The sequence below is a fragment of the Armatimonadota bacterium genome, assembly GCA_022563855.1.
GTDB lineage: Bacteria > Armatimonadota > Fimbriimonadia > Fimbriimonadales > Fimbriimonadaceae > JADFMN01.
In genome coordinates this window covers 156,712-182,098 of the sequence record JADFMN010000002.1, presented here as the reverse complement: position 1 = coordinate 182,098, position 25,387 = coordinate 156,712, and the positions used below count along the sequence as shown (strand labels likewise).

Genomic DNA, 25,387 nt, shown 5'->3' with positions numbered 1-25,387 from the left:
ATTCTGTCCTCTCCTGCACGACAGTTTGCACGATTCGAGCTATCCCCTGTCTCGACGTTACTAACCTGTAACTGCCTTGTTTCTACGGAGCCACGGGTTCAAACAGGTTGCGCGATCGCACTCTCCCGTGCACTGAGAACCAGCCCGCCCGCTCACGTCCGGGGCAGTCTGGGTGATAACGACGGGTAAAACTCGGTTCGAAGTCCAGTTGCGACACTTTAACAGCACGGCGGGGCCCCATGACCAATTCTATGAATCTCAAAGTCCGTATGCGAAACGCTCTCAGTCTCATCGTGCTCTTCGCCCTCGCGACCTCTTGCGCCCGCGAAGAGTCAACACCCATGGCAGAACAAGCCGACCTAGTGCTCACCAACGCGACGGTGTGGACGGTGGACGACGCTCAGCCACACGCCGAGGCGGTCGCGATCGCCGGCGGTCGCATCATCGCCGTGGGTAACACCGCCGATGTCATGCTCCACAAAGGTCCGGACACGCAGGTGATAGACCTCGATGGCGCGTTCGTGCTGCCAGGCTTCAACGACAACCACATCCACTTCGGATCTGCCGCGTCGTTCCACGAATTCAACATCATGCGAGCGAGCACACAAGAGGAGTTCGTCGCACGCATGCAGGCCGCGGTGGATGGGCTTCAAGATGGCGAGTGGATCACAGGAGGCTTCTGGGGCGCGTACGACCAGTGGGCGTTCGGCAGTTCCGGGGGCGAGCAAAAGAAACCGTTCACGCCGGACATGAAGCTCGTCGAGGAGATCACCAAGGACCACCCTGTCTTCATCCGGAAGTTCGACAGCAGTGAGTTCGCGGTAAACGAACGCGCGCTTGCTGCGATCGAGATCGGCCCCGCCGACCTCAAGAACAACGGCATAGCGTTTGTCCGCAATGACGCGGGCGAGTTCACAGGAATCATTCGTGGGGACCGCAGCACGATCATGGGACTGTTCGGTTCCGTCATCCCAAAGGTCTCGCACGAGCGGAGATTGCAGCAAAGCCGACAAGCTCTCCGTCTCATCGCAGAGGCCGGTGTCACGAACGTCAGCGACATGTCCGACTGGGCGCAGCTCGATATCTTCCGCGAACTGCACGAGGCCGGCGAGCTGACGACCCGCATCCACTTCCGCCCACAGATGGAGGACTGGCCGAAGCTCGAAGAGATGGGCGCAGCAATCGGCTCTGGCGACGCGTGGATACGACTGGGCGCCGTCAAGAGCCACATCGACGGAATCATGGGCACCAGCAGCGCCCGTTTCTTCGAACCGTACGACAGCGACCCGACGACGCGCGGTGGCTGGCGCAAGCTCGTGGTGGACGAGAACGGCGAGTTTGCTGAAGGCCAGTTCCTCGCCTATATGCTCAAGGCCGACGCCGCTGGCCTGCAGCTCTCGGTCCACGCCATCGGGGACGAGGCAAACCACCTTTTGCTCAACTACCTGGAAGAACTCATCGAGCAGAACGGGCCAAAGGAAAGACGGTTCCGGCTTGTTCACGCCCAGGTCATAGCGGAAGCAGACTTTGAGCGGCTCGGCCCGCTCGACATCGTCGCGGAGGTCCAGCCGTACCACCTCTCCGACGACATGCGCTGGATGGAGGAGCGTATCGGCACGGAGCGCTGCCGCGGCGCATACGCCTTCAAGTCGATCGTCGAGAGCGGCGCGACACTCAGCTTCGGCACCGACTGGCCCGGCACATCGGCAGCGGAGTACCCCATCAGCCCGATGCTCGGCCTCTACGCCGCAGTAACGCGCCAGACCGTCACCGGCGATCCGCCGGACGGCTGGTTCCCCGAGCAGCGCATCACCATCGAGCAGGCGATCCGGGCTTATACCCTCAATTCCGCATACGCGAACTTTGAAGCGGACACAAAGGGCTCGATCGAGGTCGGCAAATTCGCCGACATCACAGTGCTCGACCGGAACCTCCTGGAGATCGAGCCGCGCGAGTATCTCGAGACAAGCGTGCTATATACGATCGTCAATGGCAAGATCGTCTATGAGCCAGACTGACCGAAGGAAACATGGTCACAGCACTCGTCAGCCTGCTTGCGACAATCGCAGTTCCGCAATCCGCCGAACACGACGCGGCACTGTTCCGCACGGCAATGGGCAACGGTGTCCTGGCAAACGAGGGGTTTCGGCGGTGCCGCAACTACGTCGATGGCTGGCTGAAACTGGCTGATTCGTACACCGGCCTCATCCCTAGAAACCGGAGCGACAGGTACTGGAACCCGCAGGACTCGGCCGCAGACAACTACCCGTTCATGGTGCTCACCGCGTCACTGCTCGACCATGAGATGTTCGAAGGTCGCATGAAGGAGATGCTCGATACAGAGATCAAACTGACTTCCCGCGTCGACCGTCTCCCCGACGCATACTCGTTCACGTACAGAGGCTTCTTGACCAACGCACCAAACCTCGACAGGATCATGTTCGGCTCTTCCGAGTACGTCAAGGACGGACTCCTCCCACTGACCGAGTGGCTAGGCCAAAGCCCTTGGTACGACCGGATGATCGGGATCATCGACGACATGTGGAAGCACGCCCCGGTCGAAACACCGTTCGGGAAAATCGTTTCCACGAACGTCGAGGTCAATGGCGAGATGCTCCAGACCCTCTCGCGGGTCTACTGGATGACCGGGGAGCAGAAGTACCTAGATTGGGCGGTCCGTCTTGGCGACTACTACCTCCTCGGCGACCACCACCCGACGAAGGACTTCACGAACCTCCGGCTGCGCGACCATGGATGCGAGATCGTCTCCGGGCTGTGCGAACTTTATGCGGCAGTCAGCTTTGCCCGGCCTGAGAAGAAGCGGGCTTACCAGAAGCCGGTCCACGACATGCTAGACCGCATCCTCGAGGTCGGGAGGAACGATCTTGGCCTGTTCTACAACGCGATCAACCCTCAGACGGGCGAGGTCACGGGGCGGGGCGTCGCCGACACCTGGGGGTACACGTTCAACGGCTTTTACACCGTCTATCTGATCGACAAGACCGAGGCGTATCGTGAAGCCACGCGCAAAGCGCTCTCCTGCTTGAACGCGAACTACCGAGGGTTCGCCTGGGAGGGGTCCAGCTCCGACGGATACGCCGACTCCATCGAGAGCGCCTTGAACCTCTACAACCGCGAGCAAATTCCATCGGTGCCAGAGTGGCTGGACAGCGAAACGAAGGTCATGTGGGCCAAGCAACAAGAGGACGGCGTGATCGCGGGCTGGCACGGCGACGGCAACTTCGCCCGCACGACGATCATGTACTGCCTGTGGAAGACCAAGGGCGTCACGATCCGCCCGTGGCGCGAGGACGTCGTGTTCGGGGCAGTGCAGAGGGACGGTGAGCTTTGGCTGACCATGGAAGCAGGAACCGACTGGAGCGGAACGGTCGTCTTTGACGCGCCACGCCATAAGACGAACATGGGGCTGCCGATCGACTGGCCCAGGATCAACCAGTTCCCAGAATGGTTTACAGTGGAGAGCGACAAGGAGTACGTTTTGAGAGACGCTGATCTCGGCACCAAGAACGTGTACTCCGGCCGGCAACTGCACGAAGGTATCCACATAGAGCTGGCGGCCAGCGAACAACGGCGGATCCACATTCGACAGCTACCCACGGACTAAGAGCCGCGCTTTGCAAGAGAACTGCCAGGCACTGGTTAGCCCATTTTTATCTGTAGTTACCACGGTCCGAATCGACCCTACACCGTCGGCAGCGGCGCGGTGATGTCCTCTTCTTCGGCAGGCGCGCCGGGCACGTAGTTCTCCCACTCCTTGCGTCCGAAGCGCAGGAAGAGCGCAGGCGTTACGACTTGGCTCAGGACCGTAGACGTGAACAGGCCGCCGAGAATCACGACCGCCATCGGCTGCTGGATCTCCTTGCCCGTCTGGCCAACTGCCAGCGCAAGCGGAAGCAGTCCGAGCGACGCGGTCAACGCCGTCATCAGAACAGGGGACAGCCGCTCCAAGGTGCCGCGGACGATCATCTTCACACCGAACGTCTCGCCCTCATGCTCCATCAGGTGGATGTAGTGCGAGACCATCAGAATGCCGTTGCGGGACGCGATTCCGAAGACCGTGATGAACCCGACCATCGATGCGATCGACAGCGTCCCCCCCATCAAGAAGATCGCGACCACGCCTCCGACGAGCGCGAGCGGCAGGTTGACCATCACCTGAAGAGCTGATCGCGTGGACTTGAACGCGACGTAAAGCACAAGGAAGACGCCGATGATCGAGAAGACCCCGAGTGCGAGCAACCGCTTCGAAGCCGACTGCTGGCTCTCGAACTGTCCACCGTATTGGATGAAGTACCCCTCGTCAAGTACGACGTTCTGCGCGACCTTCGACTGGACCTCTTTGATCACGCTGTTGAGGTCTCGACCCTCGGTGTTCGCCTGGATCACGATCCGCCGCCGGACGTTTTCCCGGTAGACCGTATTGGCCCCTGTGCTCTCCTTGATTGTTGCGACCTGGCCGATCGGAATCTTCGCTCCGCCTGGGGTGTCGATCAGCGTTGATTTTATCGCGTTGAGATCGGTGCGGCTCTCCTCGTCATACCAAACGACAAGGTCGTATGTGCGCTGGCCAAGCAGAATCTGAGACACGACACGTCCGTTGAAGGCGGTCTCCAGCGATTCAGCGATCTCACCGACGGTGAGCCCATAGCGGGCGGCTTCCTTCCTGTCGATGTCGATTCTGATCTGCGGCACTTCGACCTGGGGCTCGATGGACAGGTCCGTGATCCCCTCTACGGTCGCCATCTGGTCTCGGATCTCCGCGGCCTTTTGGCGCAGGACGTCCAGGTCGTCGCCGAACACTTTGACTGCGATCTGTGAGCGAACGCCCGAAAGCAGGTGGTCGATCCTGTGCGAGATCGGTTGGCCGACGTTGATCGCCACTCCCGGAAAATCGGCCAAGTGCATCCTGATATCCGCCGCCAGCGCGTCCTTGTTACCGCCCTCGACCCTCGGCTCGACCTCGATCTCGCTGTTGTTGACGCCCTCGGCGTGATCGTCGAGCTCGGCCCGGCCCGTGCGCCGTCCGGTCGACTTAATCTCCGGGATGCTCAGCAAGACCTCTTCGATCCTCTTGCCAATACGGTTGCTCTCCTCAAGGGACGTCCCAGGCGCCATCCTCGCGTTGATCGTGAAGGTTCCCTCATTGAAGGGCGGCAAGAACTCTTTGCCCATCACGCTGAATAGACCGGCTGCGATCGCGACCAATAGGAAGGCGGCCCCGATGACGAATGCCGATCTCTGCAACGCCCACTGGACAACTACCTTGTTGATCTTTTTCAAGAAGACTACGAGGAATGACTCCTTCGCCTCGAGCACCTTCGACTTAGCGAGCATATAGGCGCACATCGCCGGTGTGACGGTCAGGCTCACAATCATCGACGCGGCGAGCGCGACCACGTACGCCAGAGCCAGAGGCAAGAAGATCTTCCCCTCGACCCCTTCCAGCGCGAACAGCGGTATGAACACCACGAAGATGATCACTGTCGCGTAGACGATCGAGTTCCTGACCTCCCTCGAGGCATGGTAAACCACGCTCAGCGGCGAGTGTGGTTTGGCGCTTTGGCGGTTTTCGCGCAGACGACGAAATACGTTTTCAACGCCGACGACGCTGTCGTCGACCAGTTCACCGATCGCAACGGCAAGCCCGCCGAGCGTCATCGTATTGATCGTGAGCCCGAACGCGTCCATGACGATGGCCGCCGATACGAACGACAGGGGGATCGCGACGAGCGAGATCACCGTGGTCCTGAAATTGAGCAGGAAAACGAAGAGGATGATCGTTACGAGGATCGCTCCGTCTCGCATCGCCTCCGTCACGTTGTCGATGGCCGCGTTGATGAACCGCTCTTGCCGGAACACGTGGCTGTCGATCTTTACGTCCTCTGGAAGGGATTCTTGCAACTCAGCGAGCGCTTCGTCCACCGCCTTCGTCAGCTCGACGGTGTTCGCCCCTGGCTGTTTTTGGATGCTGAGGATGACGGCTGGCTTCGCGTTCACGCTGGCGTCGCCTCGGAGGATTCCGTGCCCTAGCTGCACGTCCGCGACCTGACCGACGAGCACAGGCACCCCGTCGTGGGCCGCCACGACGGAGTTTCGGATGTCCTCCAGATTCGTCACGCGCCCGACGATGCGGATCAGCGACTCTGTGTCGGACTGCAGAAAGAACCCGCCGGCAGAGTTCTGGTTAGACTGCTCGACGGCCTCCGTCAGCTCTTTGAGGGTGACGCCGTACTGCTTCAGGCGCGACGGATTGGTCAGGACTTGGTACTGCTGGGTGCCGCCGCCGATCACCGTCACCTGAGCTATCCCCGGAACAGACAGAAGGCGCAGCCTGACGACATAGTCGGCTAGCGAGCGGACCTCATACGGTTCCCGCACGCCCCCTTCGCTCGTCATGCCGATCAGCATGATCTCGCCCATGATCGAAGAGATCGGGCCCATGACCGGCGTGATCCCCTCTGGCAGCTTCTCCGCCGCGAGAGATAGCTTTTCGTTGACGATCTGTCGGTCTTGATAGATGTCGGTTCCCCAGTCGAACTCGACAAATACGAGCGACAGCCCGATGCCGGATGCGGACCGCACTCTTTGCACGCCGGTGGCGCCGTTGACCAGCGTCTCTAGCGGAAACGTGACCAGCGCCTCGACCTCTTCGGGAGCCAGACCCGGAGCCTCGGTGAATATCGTCACCGTCGGCCGGTTGAGGTCCGGCAGTACGTCAACCGGCATGTCCGGTATGAGCTTCGCCCCGTAGACAAGAAGCAGGGCGGCGGCGCACAGCACCAGCAATCGGTTCTTGATTGAGAAGGCGATGATGCGGTTGAACATAGGCGGTCTAACTTTGCGACTGGCTTACGAAGCAACGGGTTCGGGCCGAGGAACGAGGAGAACCCGTAGCACGGGCGTCTCGCCCGTGAGTGGCACGGACATCCTGGCCGTGCGTGCCCCCGGGCCTGCACCGGGAATCCCTCCGCAGACCTTGCTCCCTGGCGCGTTCCTTCGGGCAAGATGCCCGAACCACACATGGGCTGGAAGCCCATGCCACGTGCGTCATAGGCCACAGCCCCGCGCCACGAACCACGCTCGTCCTACAAAGTAACGCTCGAACTTTCATCACGGTTTTCCGATGGACTTGAGCTGGTATGCGCCGCTCGTTACGACTAGCTCCCCCGGCTCGATGCCCGACTTGATCTCGGTGCGTCCCATCGCGCTATCTCCAACGGCGACCTCGCGGCGCTCATACACGTCGCCGTTCTTGACGTAGACCACGAACATGCCAGCGTCCTTTTGGACCGCCTCATCCGGGACGGTGATGGCCTGCGCCACGCCACTGACGAACAGCGCACGAACGAACATTCCAGGCCGCAAGAGTCCATCGGGGTTCGGGACGGCGACGCGGACGCGAATAGCGCGGGTCTCTGGATTCACGATTGCGGCTATGTAGCTGACTCTGCCTTCGAAGATTCGGTCGGGCACTGCGTCCGTTGTGATCTGCGCCTGCATATCGACCCGAACCCGTGGCAGATCGATCTCAAAGACGTCACCCTCGACCCAAACGACGGAAGGGTTCAGGATCTCGAAGAGCGCGTTTTCGGTTCCGACGGTCTCGCCGACATTGGCCTCCCGCTCCGTGACCACTCCATCGATCGGGGCTCTCAACCGCAACAGGTTTCCATCACCGGGGGCGACGCCGAAGGCACCAAGGCCAGAGCGCGCAATCGTCGCGGCAACGCGGGCGCTGTCGACGTTCGCCTGTGCTTGATCGAGGTCGAGCCGCGCCATGTCCAGCGCGGTTTCGACGGCGATCAGCTCCTTACGGTCCAGAACGTTCGTCCTGGCGAGCTCCTGCTGGCGCTTCAATGAAACATCGGCCAAATCCGCCCGCGATTGGGCTTGCGCTAGTCGAGCCTTGTCCAGTTCGACTTCAAGCTGTGCCGCTTCAAGCTCCGCTTTGGAACGGATCCCTTCGTCGAACAACTCCTGCAACCGAGCCAGCGCCTTAGTGTGCGAAGCGAGGTCCGCTCTTGCAGAAGCTAGTTCGGAATCGGCCTCTGCCTTTTGTGCGAGCGCCGTTTGCACGGGCGCTTCGGAGAACACTCCTGCTGCGGCAAGCTCCTGCTGTTGCGACAACTGGCGCTCCGCTACCGCAACCATGGCTACTGCCTGTCGGTGCGCTGACTCGACGGCTGTCAAGTTCGCTGTTGCAGCTGCGTAAGCCCCCTGGGCGTCCGCGATCTCCGACGACTCGACCAGTGCGAGAACTTGGCCGGCCACCACTCGGTCACCGACGTTGGCAAGCACAGACCGAAGCTTGCCGGCCGCTCGACTGGTGATCGTGACGACGTTTGCCGGGTTAGGATGTATCGAGCCGGTCACGGCAAGCCCCGACTTCAGATCGCTGCGCTCGACCTTTTCGGTCTTGATTCCCAGCACCATGGCCTGCTCTTCGGTCAGCGTGAGGCGATTTGGATCGAACGGCGTCGGAAAGAGCACCTTGATCTCGATCCTCACGCGGTAGTCGCCGACCATCTTTTCGATGCTGGTCGTTCCCAAGTCCCCGAACCCGACTTTCAGGTCGGCGTAGACGGTTCCGGGGGCGCTCTCGGCCGCGTCATGGCCCGCGTGGGCACTAGTGGAACTCGGCAAGAGGGACAGCGCGATCAACACGGCCCCCGCTCCAGCGGCGATACCGCGCTTACCGCGTGCGCTGAGCTTGCCGAATGCAAACGCAGCGGCCAGAGCGGCCAACAGGACCAGTCCTGCCGCCCAAAGTCGCCAGCCCGACAAAAACGCAGTGCTCTCCGGCACGCCCGCGACTATGACGGGGGTCACGAAATCAAACCCCGGCGAGTCCTCGGGAGTGATGTACCAGTGAAACTCGTACGGCCCGTTCGCATCGAGCCACACCTCAACGGAGTACCTTCCCGAAACTTCTGCTTCCTCTAACGGCCCGCCACTAAAGAGCTCGCCGTCCCTGTTGATGTCGAGACGAACCTCAGCCCCTACGAGCGGTACTTCGCCTCCTGCCAAGGCGTCGAACTTGCTCGTGTCAACAATCTTGATGTCGATCTGTACGTCAGGAACGACGATCTCCGCTCCCGCAGACTGGGCAAAGGCATACGAAGGCGTCAGCGCGAGCAGCGCGAGCCCGCCGAGCAGAACGCCCTTTGCCTGTACCTTACGAATGCATTTGCCCATGTTGCTCACCGCCTCCTACTTCAGCGCTCCCTCCGGATAGATCTCCGCGATCGCGTCAAGGACGGTCTGAAGCCGCTTGTTGAGCGCCTCAGTCTCGTCCTGCTTTTCGTCGTCTCCGGCTTCGTCAAGTTCAGCTGCGAGGCTGACGACCGATCCGACGCCTTTGGCTAGGTCGGCTTTTGCGTCGCCAGAGAGATCGTGCGACTTGTCCGGCAGCATTTTGACGAGGTCTCGGATCGCGAACGCAGCCTTGTGGACGTCTAAGAGCTCCTTGGAGGCAATTATGCCGTCCAGCTCTGTTTTCAAAGTCATGACCTCGGCCCAGACGGCTACCACGTCATCGAAGGATGCGGAGGAGAGGTCGGACTCTCCGTCCTCGCCATGGCCGTCATCATCCTCATCATCGTGGTGTTCGTCGTCATCCTCGTCATCGAGATGATCCTCGTCGTCATCGTCATGGTTGTCCGCGGCGGTTGTGCCGGATGTTCCGACGTCGCTCGCGTCCACGGTACTTGAGCCATCGCCGGACTCGTCGGAGTCAGACGGGCCGCAGCCGGCGACGAATGCGACGACCGCGAAAACGGCAGCAAAGGCGAGTATTGCCGACAAAAGCGGCAGTTTTTTCAGTTTTTTAATCATGATAGGCTCCTGGATTTCTCCGCGAACGGTACTGGTCTAGCTGCCCTCCGTGGCAGCCTCAGAACTAAGGTTCTCTTCATTGATGACCTCCGTTCACGGACGTGTCTTGGTTGAAACTTGTTGTTGCCGGAGCGAGCCCCCGGCCGACCGCTCGGTCGAGGTCGGCGCGTGCCTTGGCGTTGTCTGCGAGCGCGACCAAGTACTCGAGCTGCGTCGATCTGTACGTGCGCTGTGCTTCCAAGAATTCGAGCAAGGTCGATCCACCGCGGGCGTAGCCGAACTCCGCTTTGGCAAGAAGATCTTGCGCACTCGGCAGAATCGCGTCCACATAGCGGGAAACGAGAGTCTCGGTCATTCGAACGCGGGTGAAAGCGTCGGCCACGTCCAGTGACACGCGGAATCGTGTGTCGATCAAGACGTACTCCATTTCCTTCACATGGGACTCTGCCTCGCGGACTCTGCCTCGGATGCGCCCTGTGTCAAAGATCGGAAATACAAGCGACAAGCTGAGCCCGGTCGATCGTGGATTGTAGAAGTCTCGACTCCTCACGTCGGTGTTCTGGAGCAGGCTCAGCTCAAGATCCGGCCGGTAGTCCGATCTCTCCAATCCGACGTTTGCCTTGGCAGCGCTTACGGCTGACTGGGCTGCTGCGATTTCCGGACGCGACCGCTGGGCTTCTGCTATCAGTTCGTCGAGTTCGGCGACGAGGCGAGCGAAAGTCGTCGGTTCAGCAGCTGTCGTTGGAAGCTCCACTGCCCTTCCGATGGTTACGTTGAAGACTTGACTGGCCCTGTCGCGCACGCTCCGCGCCCGCAATGTCTCTAGCTCTGCCCGCGAGAATTCGATGTTAGCTTTGACTAGCTCTTGGGCCGGAATTTCGCCGACTTCGACCTGCTTTTCAACGCTGTCGCGGAGCCGTCCAATCACATCGGCGACGTCGATTGCGACTAGTACCCCGCTTTGGGTCTGGACAAGGTCGGCGTAAGCCGACTTGATGTCTCTCACGAGATCCCGCTCGGCCGCATCGTACTGTCTCTGGTCGATCTTCAGCTCGTGCTGAGCGACGGCGGTCCGTGCTGAACGGCGGCCACTGATTTCAAACACTTGCGTGACGACCGCGACTGCTTCTTCGCCACCGATCGATATACCAGGATCGAATTCAAGCGGCAGGAGCGAGCGAGCGCTTAGTAGACGACCACGCCCTGCGGCGACGCGTGCTCGGGCTGCGGCAAGCACAGGACTGTGAGCAACTCCGAACGCAATGGCGTCCTCCAGCGTGAAGGCGAGCTGATAATTCGAGTCTTGTGACTCAACGCCGTGGCTCGCTTCGTCGGAAACAACCCCGGCGGCGAGCGGAGGCTTGACGGCCTGCGCCTGACTGATCGCGACCGCCAAAGAGGCGATGATGTTCAACATTTATGATTATCTGTGCTTAAAAGTAAGGGACTTGCGTCAACGACGAACCCCGCTCGCCAGTTATGGCGGGCAGGCGGTTACGCAACGTGCACAGGAGGGGCGCGACCAAAAAACGAACACGGCGGTCGCCGATACGGTGGTCCAGAGTCCTGACTGAAGATTCCAGGCTCCGTTGTCGGGGTAAGCCGGACCTCGATAGCCGGGCCCGCTAGAAGGATAACCGGAAGATCGGTAGAAGTCGGTAAGCGGAAAGCGACTGCCCCGGCGACTACTAGTTCGGTGCCGGACCAGAACAGCTGTTGACAGCAGTTGGCGGAATCTTCGTCCTGGTCGCCGTGATGTCCATCGTGACTCTCGGAGCTGTTCGACCCATCGTGGCTACCGTGGTGGTGGCTCTCGGGATCGTGCCCTGCCTTGGAGTGAGAATGAACAACGCTGGAATCCAAGGCACAGAACATGGCGAACGCGCTTGGGGCCGCTAGCGCAAGGAGCGCGAGCGCGGCCACCAGAGCTTTTGCCGGTCTGTGCCAACTGAACACGATACTAGGCTACCACAACACGTTTTGCGAGCGTGTCGTTGCGGCAAGATCGCCGACGGCTGTCCTTCGCTTCGAATGAACGGGATAGATGACGCGTTGCTGCCAGTTCATCGTCGTGCGTGGTCAAGCCGGCAAATTGCATCGCGAGCGAGTACCGGGAATCCCTTCCCACCGGTATGGAGAACAGCCTCCGCAGATCGTCGGCGTACGAGGTCGTGGCGCTACCCTGATCGCAAACGAGTCACGAATTTTGAGAACCTTCGATCGTGCCAATCTGACTTTAGTCGCAGATGATCCACACCGTCTGATCGATGCTGACCAGCCACGGGTATGAGAGTATTATGCCGGCTTCCAGGTAGCTGACCTTGGCTGTCATCTCCTTCGTGCCCGCCTGTACGTACCGCCATGGATCGTTTGTGATGGTGACCTCGACGATCGAATCTACCGTCGTCGCGATCATGAAGTCGACAAGATCGTACGAATTCGTGATGTAGTTAAACAGTTCGATCCATTGACCGATGTTGTTGATGTCGGCGTGGGCCTCCACTCTGAACCGAAGCTCGGTGGGGTTTTCCGTCGGAGCAGTACCGATGACGATTAGCTGCACTGAGGGCTCAGTCTGCCCCAGCGTGATCCCCGGTCGAACCGTCATCCAGCTGTCGTCGCTCGCAAGCAGTTCGTTCAGCCCGCCGCCAGTCAGAATCCCGCGGAAAAGCCAGAAGCTGTCAGGACGCGTGGGCGGCACGATCGAGAGATCGCCGTTGCTGATGTCGTAATAGTCCGTACCAGAGTTATCCATGCGGACCCGAACCCTCACTTGATTCGAGGCGTCATCGGGCACGGTCCAATCGTAGGTGTGAATACTGCCGACAGCGAAGCTTCCGGGCGGCAGATCCATAGCGATCGCAATCCAAGGGCCTCCGGAACCGGTTGTGGAATACCAGAGGTCCCAATTCAACTGGTTGTGCTGGATGTCGATTCGCCAGCGGATCTCGACTGTGCAACCCACTCCCAGCACTTCGCCCCCGTTCGGAGCCTGCAGGGTCACGTGCGCCCACGCGGGCGACACCGTTGCACACATGCCGACAAGAAGCGCAATGGACTTGACGACTGATTTACCTAGAATCCCGTTCATTTGGATTTCACCTCTCCGTGTCGCGGTTCAACACCGCCATCTCCCGAACACGTTCCTCAGCTAGGATACCTGTCCAAGCGCGGCTCGGGCCTAGATGGATCGGAAAAGTGCATGTTGTCGTGCGTACCGTATACATATGCCGACTGTTCCTTCACGATGTTTTGCACGACACGAACTACTCCTGTACTAAGGATTAGTGCCCCGTTACTACCCGGTTTTTACCAAGACGCACCTTCAATCGGGTGGAGGACTCCCTCTCTCTTCGCCAGATTCCCTTTGAGGTTCAAGTGAACCTGGCCATTTGGTCGCCGCCTCCTTCACGCAAATGCAGGCAAGATGGCGAGCACCCTTCCGGCGTTCTGCGTCCTTAGAACTTGACGGAAAACGTCATGCGGACGAACACGTTGTCAGCGACGCCTGACCCGTCGTACGTCACGAACTCGATGTTCGGAATGAACCGGACGTTCTCTCTCACCTCCATGTCCAGACCGACTATGTAGAGCGTCGGTATCGCGTCCGGCGAAAGCGACAGGTACGAGATATTCTCGGCGCCCGGCACAGGCGCATTGAGCTTGTCGACGCGGACGAAGAGTTTCGACCTGTCCGAGACTCTAACGTCTGCGTACAGGGACCAGAGGCTTACCGTGAAGTTTCCTCCGCCGCTTACCTGCCTCCGCTGGTCCGCCCACAGCAGGCCGGCTCGAAAGCCGCCTTTCTTATACGCAAGAAATACCTGTGTCGTTTCCCGGTCCGTGTGCCCAGGCTTGTCCCAGAAGTCTCTGTACACCATGACCGACACGCTGTCGGACACCTTGTGATCCAGCGAGAGATAGATCGTCTTGCCAGCGTCCGTCTCGCCGCCTGTGCCGCTGCCGTTGCCAATCATGAGCGTGTACTTCGTGGCGCTGCCCAGTTTGCCTTGCACTGATACGCCCTGGTCCCGCGAGGACCCCAGCTTGAACAGGTCGAGCGGAGTCTTCTCGATCGGCCGATACCCGAACGCGTTCTCCAGCGTCGACCAAGTCGGCGTCACGTGGAGACCGAGGTAGTAGGTCATGTCGTTCTCGGTGAACTTCAGGTAGGCGTCTTTGAAGAACGGCGTCATCTTGCTGCTCGAGCTAAAGTCTCCCGGACTCGCCGCCTCGAATCTGAGCCGCAGCATAAGGTTCTCATCGATCGTTCGGTCGTACGTCAGGTAGATCCTGCGGAACCAGAAGCCGTTCATTCCTTCTATCGAGTTGTCGTGGTGCCCTCCGACGTAGTAGATGTCTCCGAACACCGTGCCAGAGATCTTGCCTGGGTCAGATCCGCTCTGGGAGAGTGCAGCAGATGCTGCGCCGAGTCCGACAGCGATCACGATCATCTTCCGTAGTTTCATCTTCATGGTTTGATACCTTCTGTTCGTTAAGGGAAGTTAAACCCTCGCTACTTTTACCATCGAGTCGTAGAACGCGACGCTCGCGCCGATGTGATCGGTGAGAGAGACGTTCTTGAGGATCGGATCGACGCGGTTCGCTGCGTTCAGGTGGCAGCCGCGGGATCTCCGAGCGTCGCCCTTCACAGTCTGTCCGTCGATCTCTATATCTGCCGCTCCGTACGCCCAGTGGCCGAACCCCAGCGCGAAGGAGACGTTACCCGGTCGCATTCCCTGCATGACCTTCGCTTTGATGTGCAACGGCACTACTTGTCCGTTGGCCAGGTCCCAGAACCCCTCGGGGTTGGACGGAGACGTCACTTTGACCAAGTCGCCGTCCGAGATTCCGAGTTTGCCCGCGTCCTTTGCGTTGATCAGCAGCGAGTTCTCGGGCAGAATCGCTGACAGCCAGTAGTTCCCGGAGGTGCGCGACTTCGTAGCCGTGATCTCGCGGTACGTCAGGAGCTTCATGTTGTATTTGGGATCCTCGACGATGAGGTTCCCTGCCGAGTCTTGCATGGGCTGTTCGTAAATCGCCACGCCGCTGAAGTTCTTTCCAGACATCGAGTTCTTTACGCTCGCTGTGTTCTCTGCGTAGAAGTTCAGGAACTTCCCGTGCCTGTGGGCGACCCATTCTCCTTCGTAGCCGTCTTCGAAGTCCTCCCATCGTCCGCCCCGGTTGAGGACGTACACGACCTTCGGCCACACCTTTTCGCCGACAGCCGCCTTCCAGACGTTTACGTCGTACACGCTTGGCGGGAGGTGCCTTCGGGCCTTCTCGAACAGCGCCATCTCCTCCTTGCTCGCGTCCGGGAGCATCTGGCCCTCCTTCTCGCCAGCCGCGATGTTTGCGACTATCTTGAGATACAGGTGCTCTTGCCTAGTCAGGTCCATTCCAGGACCGAGCGCATCGGGACCGAAGCCTGAGCTGCCCAGCTTCTCAGCGAACGCCATCAGCATCGACTCGAGCGAGATCGGCTGCCTCTCTCCGAAGACGGTGACCTCCTCAGGAATCGGGGAGACCGCCGGCTGGCGCACCGGAGCGATCTTGTTCGCGAACGACGGGTGGCTCCCTTGAAACTCCCACCGCTCCAGGTAGGACAGGTCGGGGAAGATGTAGTCGGCGTACATCGAAGTCTCGCCGACCACTATGTCGTTGGCGATGTACAGCGGAATCTTCTTCGTGTCGGTCAGGATCGGGATCAGTTTGTCACCGGCCGGCAGCGCGTATACGGGCGAGCCCATGTAGGTGATCAGGCACTTGCACGGATACGGGTATCCGTCGCCCATGCTCGGGATGATCTCCTGGTAGATGTCGGTCGCCAACGGGTAGAACGGACGCTTCGCGGGATACCCCTCAAAAAGCGTCGTGTCCTCGTACCTGACCAAGTGCCGGATGATGGAGATCCCCATCTTCTTCATCTTGCCGTCGTGCGTGGACTTCCACTGGAACGGCTGCCCGCCGTACTTGGTGCCGTCCTCGTTCCAAGAGTGCTTCTTGATGAAGCCGCCCTTCCAATCGTAGTTGCCTACGAGCAGGCTGATCGAGAAAGCGGACAGGACGTTGTAGTACCCGTTCGTGTGCTGGCTGACGCCGCGGTGGCTGTCGACGCACGCCTTCTTGCCGTGGCTCGTAAGCTCGCGCGCGACGTCGACGATGTCATCGGCCTTCAGGCCGCAGATGTCGGCCCATTCTTCGATCGTGTGCTCCTGTGTGGACTCGAGCAGGACTTGGCAGGCGGTCTTCACCGTGAAGGTCCTGCCGTCTGTGCCGGTGAACGTCTTCGTCCCTAGGACGTCGCCGTACACAGGGTTCGTCTTGTCGTTCGTGTCGAACGCCTTCGGCGTCCCGCTCTGCAGGACGACGAACGATGGATAGTCGTACTCCACGTCGCCCTCGGTCCGCCGCTCCGGCGCTCCCAGACCGATTTCGTGGCCTCGCAGCAATGCCCCGGGCTTGCCGTCTGCGCCGATCTTGACGAGCCAGGAGGCGTTGCACCAAGTGGGCTCGCCCGATTCGTCCGCAGCGGCTTTGTTCGCGCACGAAAGGTACTTCGCGTCGTACCGTTTGTTCTCGATGATCCATCTCATCATAGCGTGCGTGAACGCGCACTCGTGGCCAGGCTTGATCGGCAGCCACTTCCACGCCTTCGCCGCAGTTTTCGAGAACCGCGGGTCTGCAACCGCGATCTTCATCTTTCCGCTCTTGATGTTGTTCACGATGCGCGGCGTGCGGCCCGGAGGCCCGTAATTCCCCTCGAACGGGGACGCGCCGATGAACAGGATGAACTCGCAGTTGCCAGTGTCCGCCTGCCAGTACAGGTGCTTCGTCCCGATCCAGTCGGCCTTCTGGAACGCTTTGTCATAGCCGAACTGCTGGATCATCGCCTGGCCTGTGAAGTACAGGCTTCCCTGGCAGACGGTCGTGTGGCCGTGCGTGTTCGTGGAGCCGAACGAATCGTTGACGAACCGCTTGATGAAGTCGGACCTTCCGTGCTTCAAGCGACCCCAGTTGAACACCAACTGGTTGTTCTTGGGACCGAGGTCAGGATGGTCAGGGTCGATCAGGACGTCGAGGTGATCCCGGTGCTTGGCCTTGAACTCCTCGACGAGCGGCGTGACGTCCGCATCGACTCCGTTCGCCTTCCGAAGATTCCTGATCTTCCTTGTCAGAGCGGTGATGTCCGAGGCGAGCGACTTGGCGACGACTGGATCCTTCAGGGCCATGATCTCGTCCAGGCCCTCGACGTGGCGGTTCTCCTCGCCGGGGACTTTGCTGAACAGTTTTCCGCCCCTGACGATCTCGGTGACTGCCTGGTCGAACTCGATGCTCTCCCACTTGTTCTCGCCGCGTTTGCCGGCGCGCTTGAGGACCTTGCGGATCCGATATGGGTCGTAGACGGACTGCAGGCCGGCCTGCCCCTTCGGACAGATGGCGCCGTCGATGCCTGCCATGTCCCACGGAGAGGTGTTCGCCGGCAGGTGCGGGTAGAGGCACTGAGGCGCCAACGGGTTGCCGTCGATCTTCGAGGCCACGCCGTCGTGGAACTTGACCTTGATGCCGCATCCCGTGTTGCACTGTAGGCAGACCGTGTTGATGATGTTCTCGGGGTTGTTGAGATCGTAGTCGCCGACCTCGCCTCCCCATCCCATGATTCTAGCCCTATCGCAGCCTGCGACAAGCGCACCGCTGCCCAATAGCACCGTCGACGTGAGGAGGTCGCGTCGCGACAGTTTCGGAGTTTCTGCTTTCTTCTTTGACATGACGTTTTCACTCACCTGGGTTTTCTTATTTCTCCTCATAGATTAGGTCGCTCGCCTGCCCGTCGCCCGCGTTGTTGCCGAGCACTCTGCTGCCGACGTAGAACATCGCGAACCCCGCACAGACGATGAACAGGAGTACCTGCCACTCGTGCAGGCTTGGGACGTATGCGAACTGAAGGCGGTCGCCCGTGAACGAGTTCTGGAGCCCCTCCAGCTCCGGAGTCATGAACGCCGGAATCACGATGTTGAGGCGCACTGCCATGAAGGTCACTGCGATCAGCGAGCCGGCGAACGCAAGTGCTTTGGTGCTCTTGCTGCGAAGCAAGATGTAGAGCGGAATCAGGCTTCCGATGAGAAGATGAACCACCCAGAACACCCACCAGAACTGTCCGAACAGCACCATTCGCAGCGCTTCGAACTCGTGCCCTACGCCGTACCACATGGGGATCGAGAACTCCGCCCATTCGAGCAGAAGATCGAAGATGAGGAAGCCGGCCACGAGCTTCGCAATGTACATGGCGATCTTGCGGCGGGTCTCAGCCTCGATCTTTCCGTAAAGGCCGACGATGAGCAGCAGGAGTCCGCCGCCCGAGACCAGCGCGCCGGTCAAGAAGAGGATCGGCATCATCGGGCTGTGCCAAGTCGGGCGCGCTGCAACAGTTGAGAACAGCGCGCCGGCACCGCCGCTGAATGCGACGGCCAACGGCAAACCTACAGAGGCGATTATCCGGATCTTCCGTTTCTCATTCGGCTTCTTCAAGACCAAGTACAGTTCTGATACCAACAGGATCGCATAAGCCGTGTACAGCCATACCATCCAGGTCATCATCGAACTGAAGTTCGGACTTGTGAATATCCGATAAAACCGCCACATCTGTCCGAGGTCGAACAGGATTGCGACAAGCGCACAGATCAGAGTCACCAACGCCGTGAGAAGTGCAAACTTGCTGACTCTTTCAAGTCTCTCGACACCGAAGACGTAATGCAGGCTAGAGAACAGGAAAGCGCCAGCGGACAGTCCTACAAGCCACATGTACGCCGAGACCCAAAGCCCCCAGGGAACATAGCTGCCGTAGTTCGTCAGCAAATGGCCTTGGGTGAACCGCTGGACAACCGCGATCGATCCGATGATGAACAGCACGAGCCACATGATCTTTGGCCAAATTGCCGCCTTCTTTGTTTGAAGGGATAAGGTATTCGTGATCGTTGACATTCTCTGACTCCTATGTGAGATAGTAGACGCGAGGCTTCGTGCCTAACTCCTCCTTCAAGCGCATGACGTTGGGCTTGCTGATCAGCTCGGCCACGAGGCTCTCCTCATCGTTGGCGTCACCGAAGTACGTCGCCCGACCGATGCAGCTCGATACGCACATCGGCAGCTTGCCCTCTCTTACGCGATGCAGGCAGAAGTGGCACTTTCGGACGTTGCCGACTGGCGACTTATCGTCTTCCCGAGTCCAGTTCTTTCCGTACTCATAGGAAGGCATTTTCTCATGCTCTGCGATAAAGGGGGTGTCGTCCGTGTAGTGCTCGCCAAAGTCAAACGTGCGAGCGCCGTACGGACAAGCGGTGATGCAGTAACGGCATCCGATGCACTTGTTGTAGTCGATGTGGACCACGCCGTCCACAGCCTTCCAGGTCGCTCCGACCGGGCAGACGGGCACGCAGGGCGGTTCGTCGCACTGCATACAGGGACGCGGAAGGAATCGCCGACCAACGTTCGGGTAAGTGCCGATCTCCTCTTCAATGACCGGCCGGTACACAACCCCGGGCGGAAGTTTGTTCTCGACCACGCACGCGATGGTGCACGAATGGCATCCGATGCATTTTTGCAGGTCGATCACCATGACCCAGCGGCGCTCTTCGACTGGCTTTTTCAAGGCCGTTCGAAGCTCGCGCATCATGCGGATCAAGATGTCTTCGCCGAGGGTTGGATCAGGCAAGGCCGGCATCGAGTCTAGCGAGACCGTGGCCAGCGCGTCATCTTCCGCCTCACCCAGCACGAGCGGTGCGGCGAGCACGCCGAAAACTGTGCTCGCGAAACGCTTCAGCGCGGTTCGCCGCCCGACTGGCTGCCCTTGGAGGACTTTGAGCGGGGTAAGGCGCTCACCCGCCTGGGATTTGTCGAGCAGCGCATCCCAGGCAGAAGCCTCCTCCTGTACGTCGGTGATTCTCTTCGAGGTTTCTACTTCAACGTTCATGATGGGACTTCCTTGAGTCGCACATCATGGACTGGTGTCCTGTCCGGCGCACCCTGCGCCACATTCCAATTCATCGGCTGTTTGAGCCCTGTGCGACCGCTGGTCGCTATCGAACTGCGTTGTCGTCAAATGGAGTCGAATAGTGGCTCATTTCCAGCTAATTGAGCCGTGCCATGGATCGCACACATTTCGTTAGCCGGTGGAAACCGTATTCAGAGTTGGTCGGCCAATTCTGCCTCGCCCTGCAATACAGTTTCAGGCTTTGCATGTGCAGACTCCATCTTCACTCTCATTCTGCGAGCCTCCGAAAGCCGCCCATATGACGCCCGTCATACGGCGGGACTATTCTCTGCGCGGACTGTCCTTTTCTTCGATTTTGGCACTCTCACAAGCTGCGCCCAATACGCTCTGGCGCTCTTCTGCGCGAAAGAACGGCCCACTCCGCTCGTCGACGCACACTACGACGTTGCGGTGTCACAATCTGAGACTGGTGACCACTACGTGACTTACGATGCGATTATCATTGGCGCTGGCCACAACGGCCTCGTGTGTGCGGCATACCTGGCCAAAGCCGGCAAGAAGGTCATCGTCTTGGAACGTCGTGACATCGTCGGCGGGGCTGCGGTCACCGAGGAGATTTTCCCCGGCTACAAGTGCTCGCGCGCGTCGTACGTAAACTCCCTGTTCCGACCGAAGATCATCAGGGACCTCGAACTGAAGTCCTTCGGCCTGGAGTTCATACCGCGCCAGCCAGCCAGCTTTTCACCGTTCCCGGATGGCAGCCATCTGATGCTCGGCGCGGACATGCAGGAGAACCAAAAGGAGATCGCCAAGTTCTCTACCAAGGACGCCGAGGCGTATCCAAAGTACGAAGCGATGCTCGACCGGATCGTCAGCTTCGTCGAGCCGACCTGGGATCAGCCTCCACCGTCCGCAATGTCCGGCAAGCCCGGCGATGTTCTCAGCCTAGCCAAAATGGGAATGAAAGCGAAGAAGCTCGGCCCGGGATTTCTGCAAGACACCGCAGACGTTTTCACGCTCTCAGCGGCCGACTTCCTTGACAGGTGGTTCGAGTCAGAAGCGCTGAAGTCTACGCTGGTCACCGACGGCGTGATCGGCGCGATGGCCGGGCCGTACTCCCCCGGCACTGCGTATGTGCTGCTGCACCACGTTATGGGAGAGACGGACGGGGTTCGAGGCGTCTGGGCTTACGTGCGCGGAGGCATGGGCGGGCTGAGCGATTCGATCGCCGCAGCGTGCCGTTCGCTTGGTGTCGAGATCAAGACCGGATCGCCTGTTGCTCGGATCATCACCGAAAACGGAGCGGCAGTCGGCGTCGTCTTGGACAGCGGAGAGGACTACCGGGCGCGTTGCGTGGTTTCTACCGTCGATCTGCACATGACGTTCGTAAGGCTGATGTCAGCGGACCAACTGCCTGAGGATTTTCTGGCGGCAGTCAAGAACATCGACTACAAGTCGGGCACGGCCAAGATGAACTTGGCCCTTTCCGAGCTTCCGGATTTCATAGCCGCGCCTGGAAAAACCGTCGGGCCGCAGCACAAAGGCACGATCCATATCTCACCGACAGTGGAGTACCTTGAGCGCGCGTTCGACGACTGCAAGTACGGCTGGTATTCGCAGAACCCGATGCTCGAATGCACGATCCAGTCTGCGGTCGACGACAGCTTGACGCCCGACGGCAAGCACGTCATGAGTATCTTCTGCCAGTACGCTCCTTACTCGCTGAAGGACGCAGATTGGGCGGATGAAAAGGAGAACTTCGCGAACCGGATCATCGACGTGATGACGGAGTTCGCGCCGAACTTTCGCGACTCGGTCGAGGGGTATGAACTGCTGACGCCGGCAGACATCGAGAGTATCTTCGGGCTTCGTGGCGGCAACATCTTCCAGGGGTCGATGAGCCTCAACCAACTGTTCTTCATGCGCCCCGTAGCGGGCTGGTCCGACCACCGGACGCCAATCAAAAACCTGTTCATCGCCGGCTCAGCGGCACACCCCGGCGGCGGCGTCACCGGCGCACCGGGACACAACGCCAGCAGAGTGATCCTGAAATGCATTTGACCAGTGCGACGCCAATGTTGGCCACGTCCAACGGACGAAACGGTGAACTCGCGCACGGATCCCACGAGCTCTGTAACCGGGTTCCAGCCGCCCGCTGTGCGGGTTCATGACGCCACCACAGCGCCCCATCGCAAGGCGCGCGCTTTCAAGAGCGCGACCGCGTGCAGGATCAAAAAGGCGGGCACCAAAAAGCCGGGGATCAGCGAGAGCGGCATCTCCGCCATCGCCACGGTCGTCGGGTTGGTCAGGCCCGGGATGAGCCCCGAGGCGAGCGCGAAGGTGCCGAGAGCGACCGAGGCATCAAGTATGCCGAGCCAGTGGAAGGTGGCGAAGGCGCCGGTCGTAGCAAAGCTCGCGTCACGGACCACGCGCCAGGCGACCAAGGGTGCCGCGAGGCCGACCGCGACGTCTCCTAACCCTGCCGGCCACGCGAATAGGCCCGGCAGATGGCCGAAGACGAGGAGCGGCAGGAACACGAACCCGGCGACGCGCCAGGCCTGGAAGCTGGTGACGAGTCCGATATCGACGCCGAGCACCGCCGCCTGGAAGCGCGGGATCGCCCGGTAGGCGGCGAAGAAGATCGCGATCGGGAACGTCACTGCGATGAAGATAGGGATTGGCGGGCTGCCCGGCGGCGTACGCAGCAGGCCGGCGTAGTGGGCGACGACCACGCCGGCTAGCCAAAGGATCACGATCGCGGTGACGACCGGGCCCACGCCCGGGGCGGTCTGAGATTTATCGCGTTCTGCTAAGGCGGTCACGGGAGGTCTCTCTTCGCTGGCGCTTGCCCTCTGGCGCGAGCCACTTGGGATCCTAAGGGGTTCACTTTGATCGAGTTCCTGGTCAGGGCCCTGGCTGTGTTGGTTCACGACACGACCGCTTCGGCCGCACCGAAGACGGCCCGGTGCTCGCGGATGAACGAGTCCAGCGCCTGAGACGGCTGACCGCCAATCCGCTCGACGACGTCGGTCTCGCCGCGGAAGATTCCGTTCTGGTGATCGACGGCCACTGCCTTGAGGTGGGTCACCAGCGAATCGGTCATGCCTTCAACTCCGGCGAGCACCTCGCCCCAGGCATCCACCGGCAAGTCGACGTACTCGACGGGATTGCCCAGCTCCTGCGATAGCACGCCGGCTATTTCGGTCAGCGATAGGTTGCGGGGTCCGGTGACGATGTAGCGCTCGCCAACGTGTCCTGCCGGGTCGGCCAGGATGCCGACTACCACACGGGCGATGTCGGCGGCGGCGACTGGCGCGTGCTTCTCGGTGCCGTAAGGCAGGTAGAGCTTGCCCTCGGTGGCCACCGTCGCCGCGCCGAACATGAGCAGGTTCTCCGCAAAGAACGTCGGCCGCACGTGCACCGCATCGATGTCGGCCCAGTCGAAGATGTTCTCCGACAGCCAGTGCTGGCGTGCCAGCGGACTCTTGGAGTCTTCCCGCGCCGAGATCTGCGACATGTTGACCAGTACCTCGACGCCCGCATCCCGGGCGGCAACGGCGACGATTGTGGTGGCTTCCACTAGCAGCTCACCTTGCGGCGGATAAACGAAGTAGACGCGCTTGACGTTCTGCATCGCCGTGCGCATCGATTTCAGATCGTGCAGGTCGCCGACTATGATCTCAGCGCCCAACGCTTCGAGCCGCGCCGACCGCTCATCATTGCGACGGACGAGCGCCCGGACGGGGAATCCGCGATTGAGCATCTGTTCGACAACCGGGGCGCCGGTTTTGCCGGCGGCGCCGGTAACGAGAATCAGGATATTGTTCTTCTTCATTGTTCATTCCTACAATTAACTTCCGTACAAAGCTTTGGTTTCAAAAAAAGTTCCCGGCCTGTCAGCGCTTTGCGCGCCTCAACGCGGTTCCCTTCCCACCAGCGGCTGTGGCCACACGGTTCCGCTCGTAGCGCTCGAGTCGAGCAGCGCCAGTCGTTGCTGTTCTGCGGTCGCCGCCGACTGCCGGAACGAGATATTCCGCGACAAGAGAGACGCCGTCGAGCGGATCGGCGGGCCGCCGCGAATACCGGGCCGTCTCTAGTGCTGTTGAACTTTAACGTTGATTTCGCCCGGCGTCCCGGCTCACGGGCTGTCGCGCAGTTCGCCCTTACTGCGAGTACTTCCGATGACGGACGCGGGCGATTCAGCCACACAAGGATCCTTATGGTTCTTCCTGGGTACTGTAACAGGTTCAGGGGAACCGTAGAGCGCCGTCATGCCCTTGTAGCGGCATAACGACTCGACCGATGTCGAAACATTGGAGCAAGAACTAGTGAAGAAGGCAAATATCCTAGTCGCATCAGCAGGCGGCCATACCGGAACTCCCGCTGGCTATCAACTTCTCGAACAAGGCGATCCCGTCCGCGCAGCGGCCGTGATGCTGACGGGAATCATGGGGGTAGCGACCAGCGTGCACATGGTGGTGGACGATCCGTCCCTGTTCCATCTGCAACCGAACGAGCCGAACATCCCGCTGGTCGTCAACGTGATGAGCCCGTACGTCCTGTGGAAGGGCGCCGGTTCGCGGAGTCGGGATTTGAAAGTGAGGGCCGCGTGAAACTGGTCTCCGTCAACGTCGGACTTCCTCGTGAGGTCAGTTGGAAGGGTAAGACCGTGACGACCGGGATTTTCAAGTTTCCAGTGGACGGCATCGTGGCGCTTCGGCGGCACAACCTCGAGGGCGACCGACAGGCGGACCTCTCAGTGCATGGCGGACCGACGAAGGCGGTCTACGTCTATTCGTCCCAGCACTATGAGTTCTGGCGTGGCGAGCTACCTGACGCCGAGCTTGGTTGGGGGGCGTTCGGTGAGAACTTGACCGTTGATGGAGCGGACGAAGAGACCATAAACATCGGTGATGAGTTTCAGGTCGGCAGCGCCCGCGTGGTCGTTACCGAGCCCCGGATGCCCTGCTTCAAGCTCGGGATTCGCTTCGGCCGCGATGACATGGTGAAGCGGTTCTTGCAGAGCCAGCGCACCGGCTTTTATTTCGGCGTCGTCGAGGAGGGCCAGATCCAGGCGGGCGACAGCCTTGAGCGCGTTTCGGAGCACCCGGCCGGGCTGAGCGTCGCCGACGTCACGCGCCTCTACACGACGGATCGCGCAAACGAGCCGCTCCTGCGAAAGGCCGTTACCGTCGAGGTTCTACCCGAGCGTTGGCGTGGCTTTTTCGAGCATCAGCTTGAGAGGCTTTCGGGATAGCGGCTTCTTTCTCAGCGCCCGGACTGACGGGCTGTCGCGCCGTTCGCACTCGCTGGCGGAGCACGGAAGTATTCGGCCGGGGTCTAGCCGGAGCTAACTGCCTCAGGACGTGGATCCGTGGAGGGCACACGAGTGGTACGTTCGTGGTCACCACAGGCCACCCGCCGGATACGGGTCTTTAGACTAAGCCAAACCTCCTGCCACAAATGCGGGGAACCGTGACGCGCTGCTCCGCCCTTGTAGCCGCGTAACGAGTTCGAGAGGTGTATCGCCGCAGGGCGGAG

General features: G+C 60.3%; 16 protein-coding genes. 5 read left to right on the top strand and 11 right to left on the bottom strand.

Annotated elements, in window-relative coordinates; all coding sequences use genetic code 11:
• Positions 1-341: 341 nt before the first annotated feature.
• Together IH944_03235 and IH944_03230 are read left to right on the top strand one after the other, a co-directional pair.
• The gene (locus tag IH944_03235; protein MCH7903562.1) at positions 342-2,018 is read left to right on the top strand and encodes an amidohydrolase; all 1,677 of its coding nucleotides are present in this window, start codon (positions 342-344) and stop codon (positions 2,016-2,018) included.
• 95 nt (positions 2,019-2,113) lie between these two features.
• On the top strand, positions 2,114-3,625 hold the full coding sequence (locus IH944_03230; GenBank protein ID MCH7903561.1) for a hypothetical protein: 1,512 nt from the start codon (positions 2,114-2,116) through the stop codon (positions 3,623-3,625).
• 77 nt (positions 3,626-3,702) lie between these two features.
• Here the strand turns inward: IH944_03230 and IH944_03225 are convergent, their stop codons facing one another.
• From IH944_03225 to IH944_03185, 9 genes are all read right to left on the bottom strand, one after another.
• Positions 3,703-6,846: an efflux RND transporter permease subunit gene (locus IH944_03225; GenBank protein ID MCH7903560.1), complete on the bottom strand. Its 3,144-nt coding sequence runs from the start codon at positions 6,844-6,846 to the stop codon at positions 3,703-3,705.
• A 285-nt stretch (positions 6,847-7,131) separates the two neighbouring features.
• Positions 7,132-9,216: an efflux RND transporter periplasmic adaptor subunit gene (locus IH944_03220; GenBank protein MCH7903559.1), complete on the bottom strand. Its 2,085-nt coding sequence runs from the start codon at positions 9,214-9,216 to the stop codon at positions 7,132-7,134.
• A 15-nt stretch (positions 9,217-9,231) separates the two neighbouring features.
• A complete protein-coding gene (locus IH944_03215; GenBank protein MCH7903558.1) occupies positions 9,232-9,855 on the bottom strand; it encodes a hypothetical protein in 624 nt (207 codons plus the stop codon).
• Between the two features lie 76 nt (positions 9,856-9,931).
• Entirely contained in the window at positions 9,932-11,272 is a 1,341-nt protein-coding gene (locus tag IH944_03210) for a TolC family protein (protein ID MCH7903557.1), read from the bottom strand.
• Between the two features lie 819 nt (positions 11,273-12,091).
• A complete protein-coding gene (locus IH944_03205; protein ID MCH7903556.1) occupies positions 12,092-12,946 on the bottom strand; it encodes a hypothetical protein in 855 nt (284 codons plus the stop codon).
• A 367-nt stretch (positions 12,947-13,313) separates the two neighbouring features.
• The gene (locus IH944_03200) at positions 13,314-14,330 is read right to left on the bottom strand and encodes a hypothetical protein (protein ID MCH7903555.1); all 1,017 of its coding nucleotides are present in this window, start codon (positions 14,328-14,330) and stop codon (positions 13,314-13,316) included.
• Positions 14,331-14,360: 30 nt separating this feature from the next.
• Positions 14,361-17,624: a molybdopterin-dependent oxidoreductase gene (locus IH944_03195; protein ID MCH7903554.1), complete on the bottom strand. Its 3,264-nt coding sequence runs from the start codon at positions 17,622-17,624 to the stop codon at positions 14,361-14,363.
• Positions 17,625-17,649: 25 nt separating this feature from the next.
• Positions 17,650-18,837 (bottom strand): polysulfide reductase NrfD, encoded by a 1,188-nt coding sequence (nrfD, locus tag IH944_03190; protein MCH7903553.1) that lies wholly within the window; start codon positions 18,835-18,837, stop codon positions 17,650-17,652.
• Between the two features lie 10 nt (positions 18,838-18,847).
• A complete protein-coding gene (locus tag IH944_03185; GenBank protein ID MCH7903552.1) occupies positions 18,848-19,825 on the bottom strand; it encodes a 4Fe-4S dicluster domain-containing protein in 978 nt (325 codons plus the stop codon).
• 471 nt (positions 19,826-20,296) lie between these two features.
• Here IH944_03185 and IH944_03180 point away from each other — a divergent pair, with 471 nt between their 5' ends.
• Entirely contained in the window at positions 20,297-21,907 is a 1,611-nt protein-coding gene (locus IH944_03180) for an NAD(P)/FAD-dependent oxidoreductase (protein ID MCH7903551.1), read from the top strand.
• 104 nt (positions 21,908-22,011) lie between these two features.
• Here the strand turns inward: IH944_03180 and IH944_03175 are convergent, their stop codons facing one another.
• Both IH944_03175 and IH944_03170 read right to left on the bottom strand, forming a co-directional pair.
• Entirely contained in the window at positions 22,012-22,623 is a 612-nt protein-coding gene (locus IH944_03175) for a hypothetical protein (GenBank protein MCH7903550.1), read from the bottom strand.
• A gap of 149 nt (positions 22,624-22,772) precedes the next feature.
• Complete coding sequence (locus IH944_03170) at positions 22,773-23,681, bottom strand: NmrA family NAD(P)-binding protein (protein ID MCH7903549.1); 909 nt, start codon at positions 23,679-23,681, stop codon at positions 22,773-22,775.
• 493 nt (positions 23,682-24,174) lie between these two features.
• On the opposite strand from IH944_03170, the gene IH944_03165 reads away from it, so the two are divergent.
• Positions 24,175-24,459 (top strand): hypothetical protein, encoded by a 285-nt coding sequence (locus IH944_03165; protein ID MCH7903548.1) that lies wholly within the window; start codon positions 24,175-24,177, stop codon positions 24,457-24,459.
• Complete coding sequence (locus IH944_03160) at positions 24,456-25,103, top strand: MOSC domain-containing protein (protein MCH7903547.1); 648 nt, start codon at positions 24,456-24,458, stop codon at positions 25,101-25,103. Before IH944_03165 ends, IH944_03160 begins: the two co-directional genes overlap by 4 nt.
• The last annotated feature ends 284 nt before the right edge of the window (positions 25,104-25,387 follow it).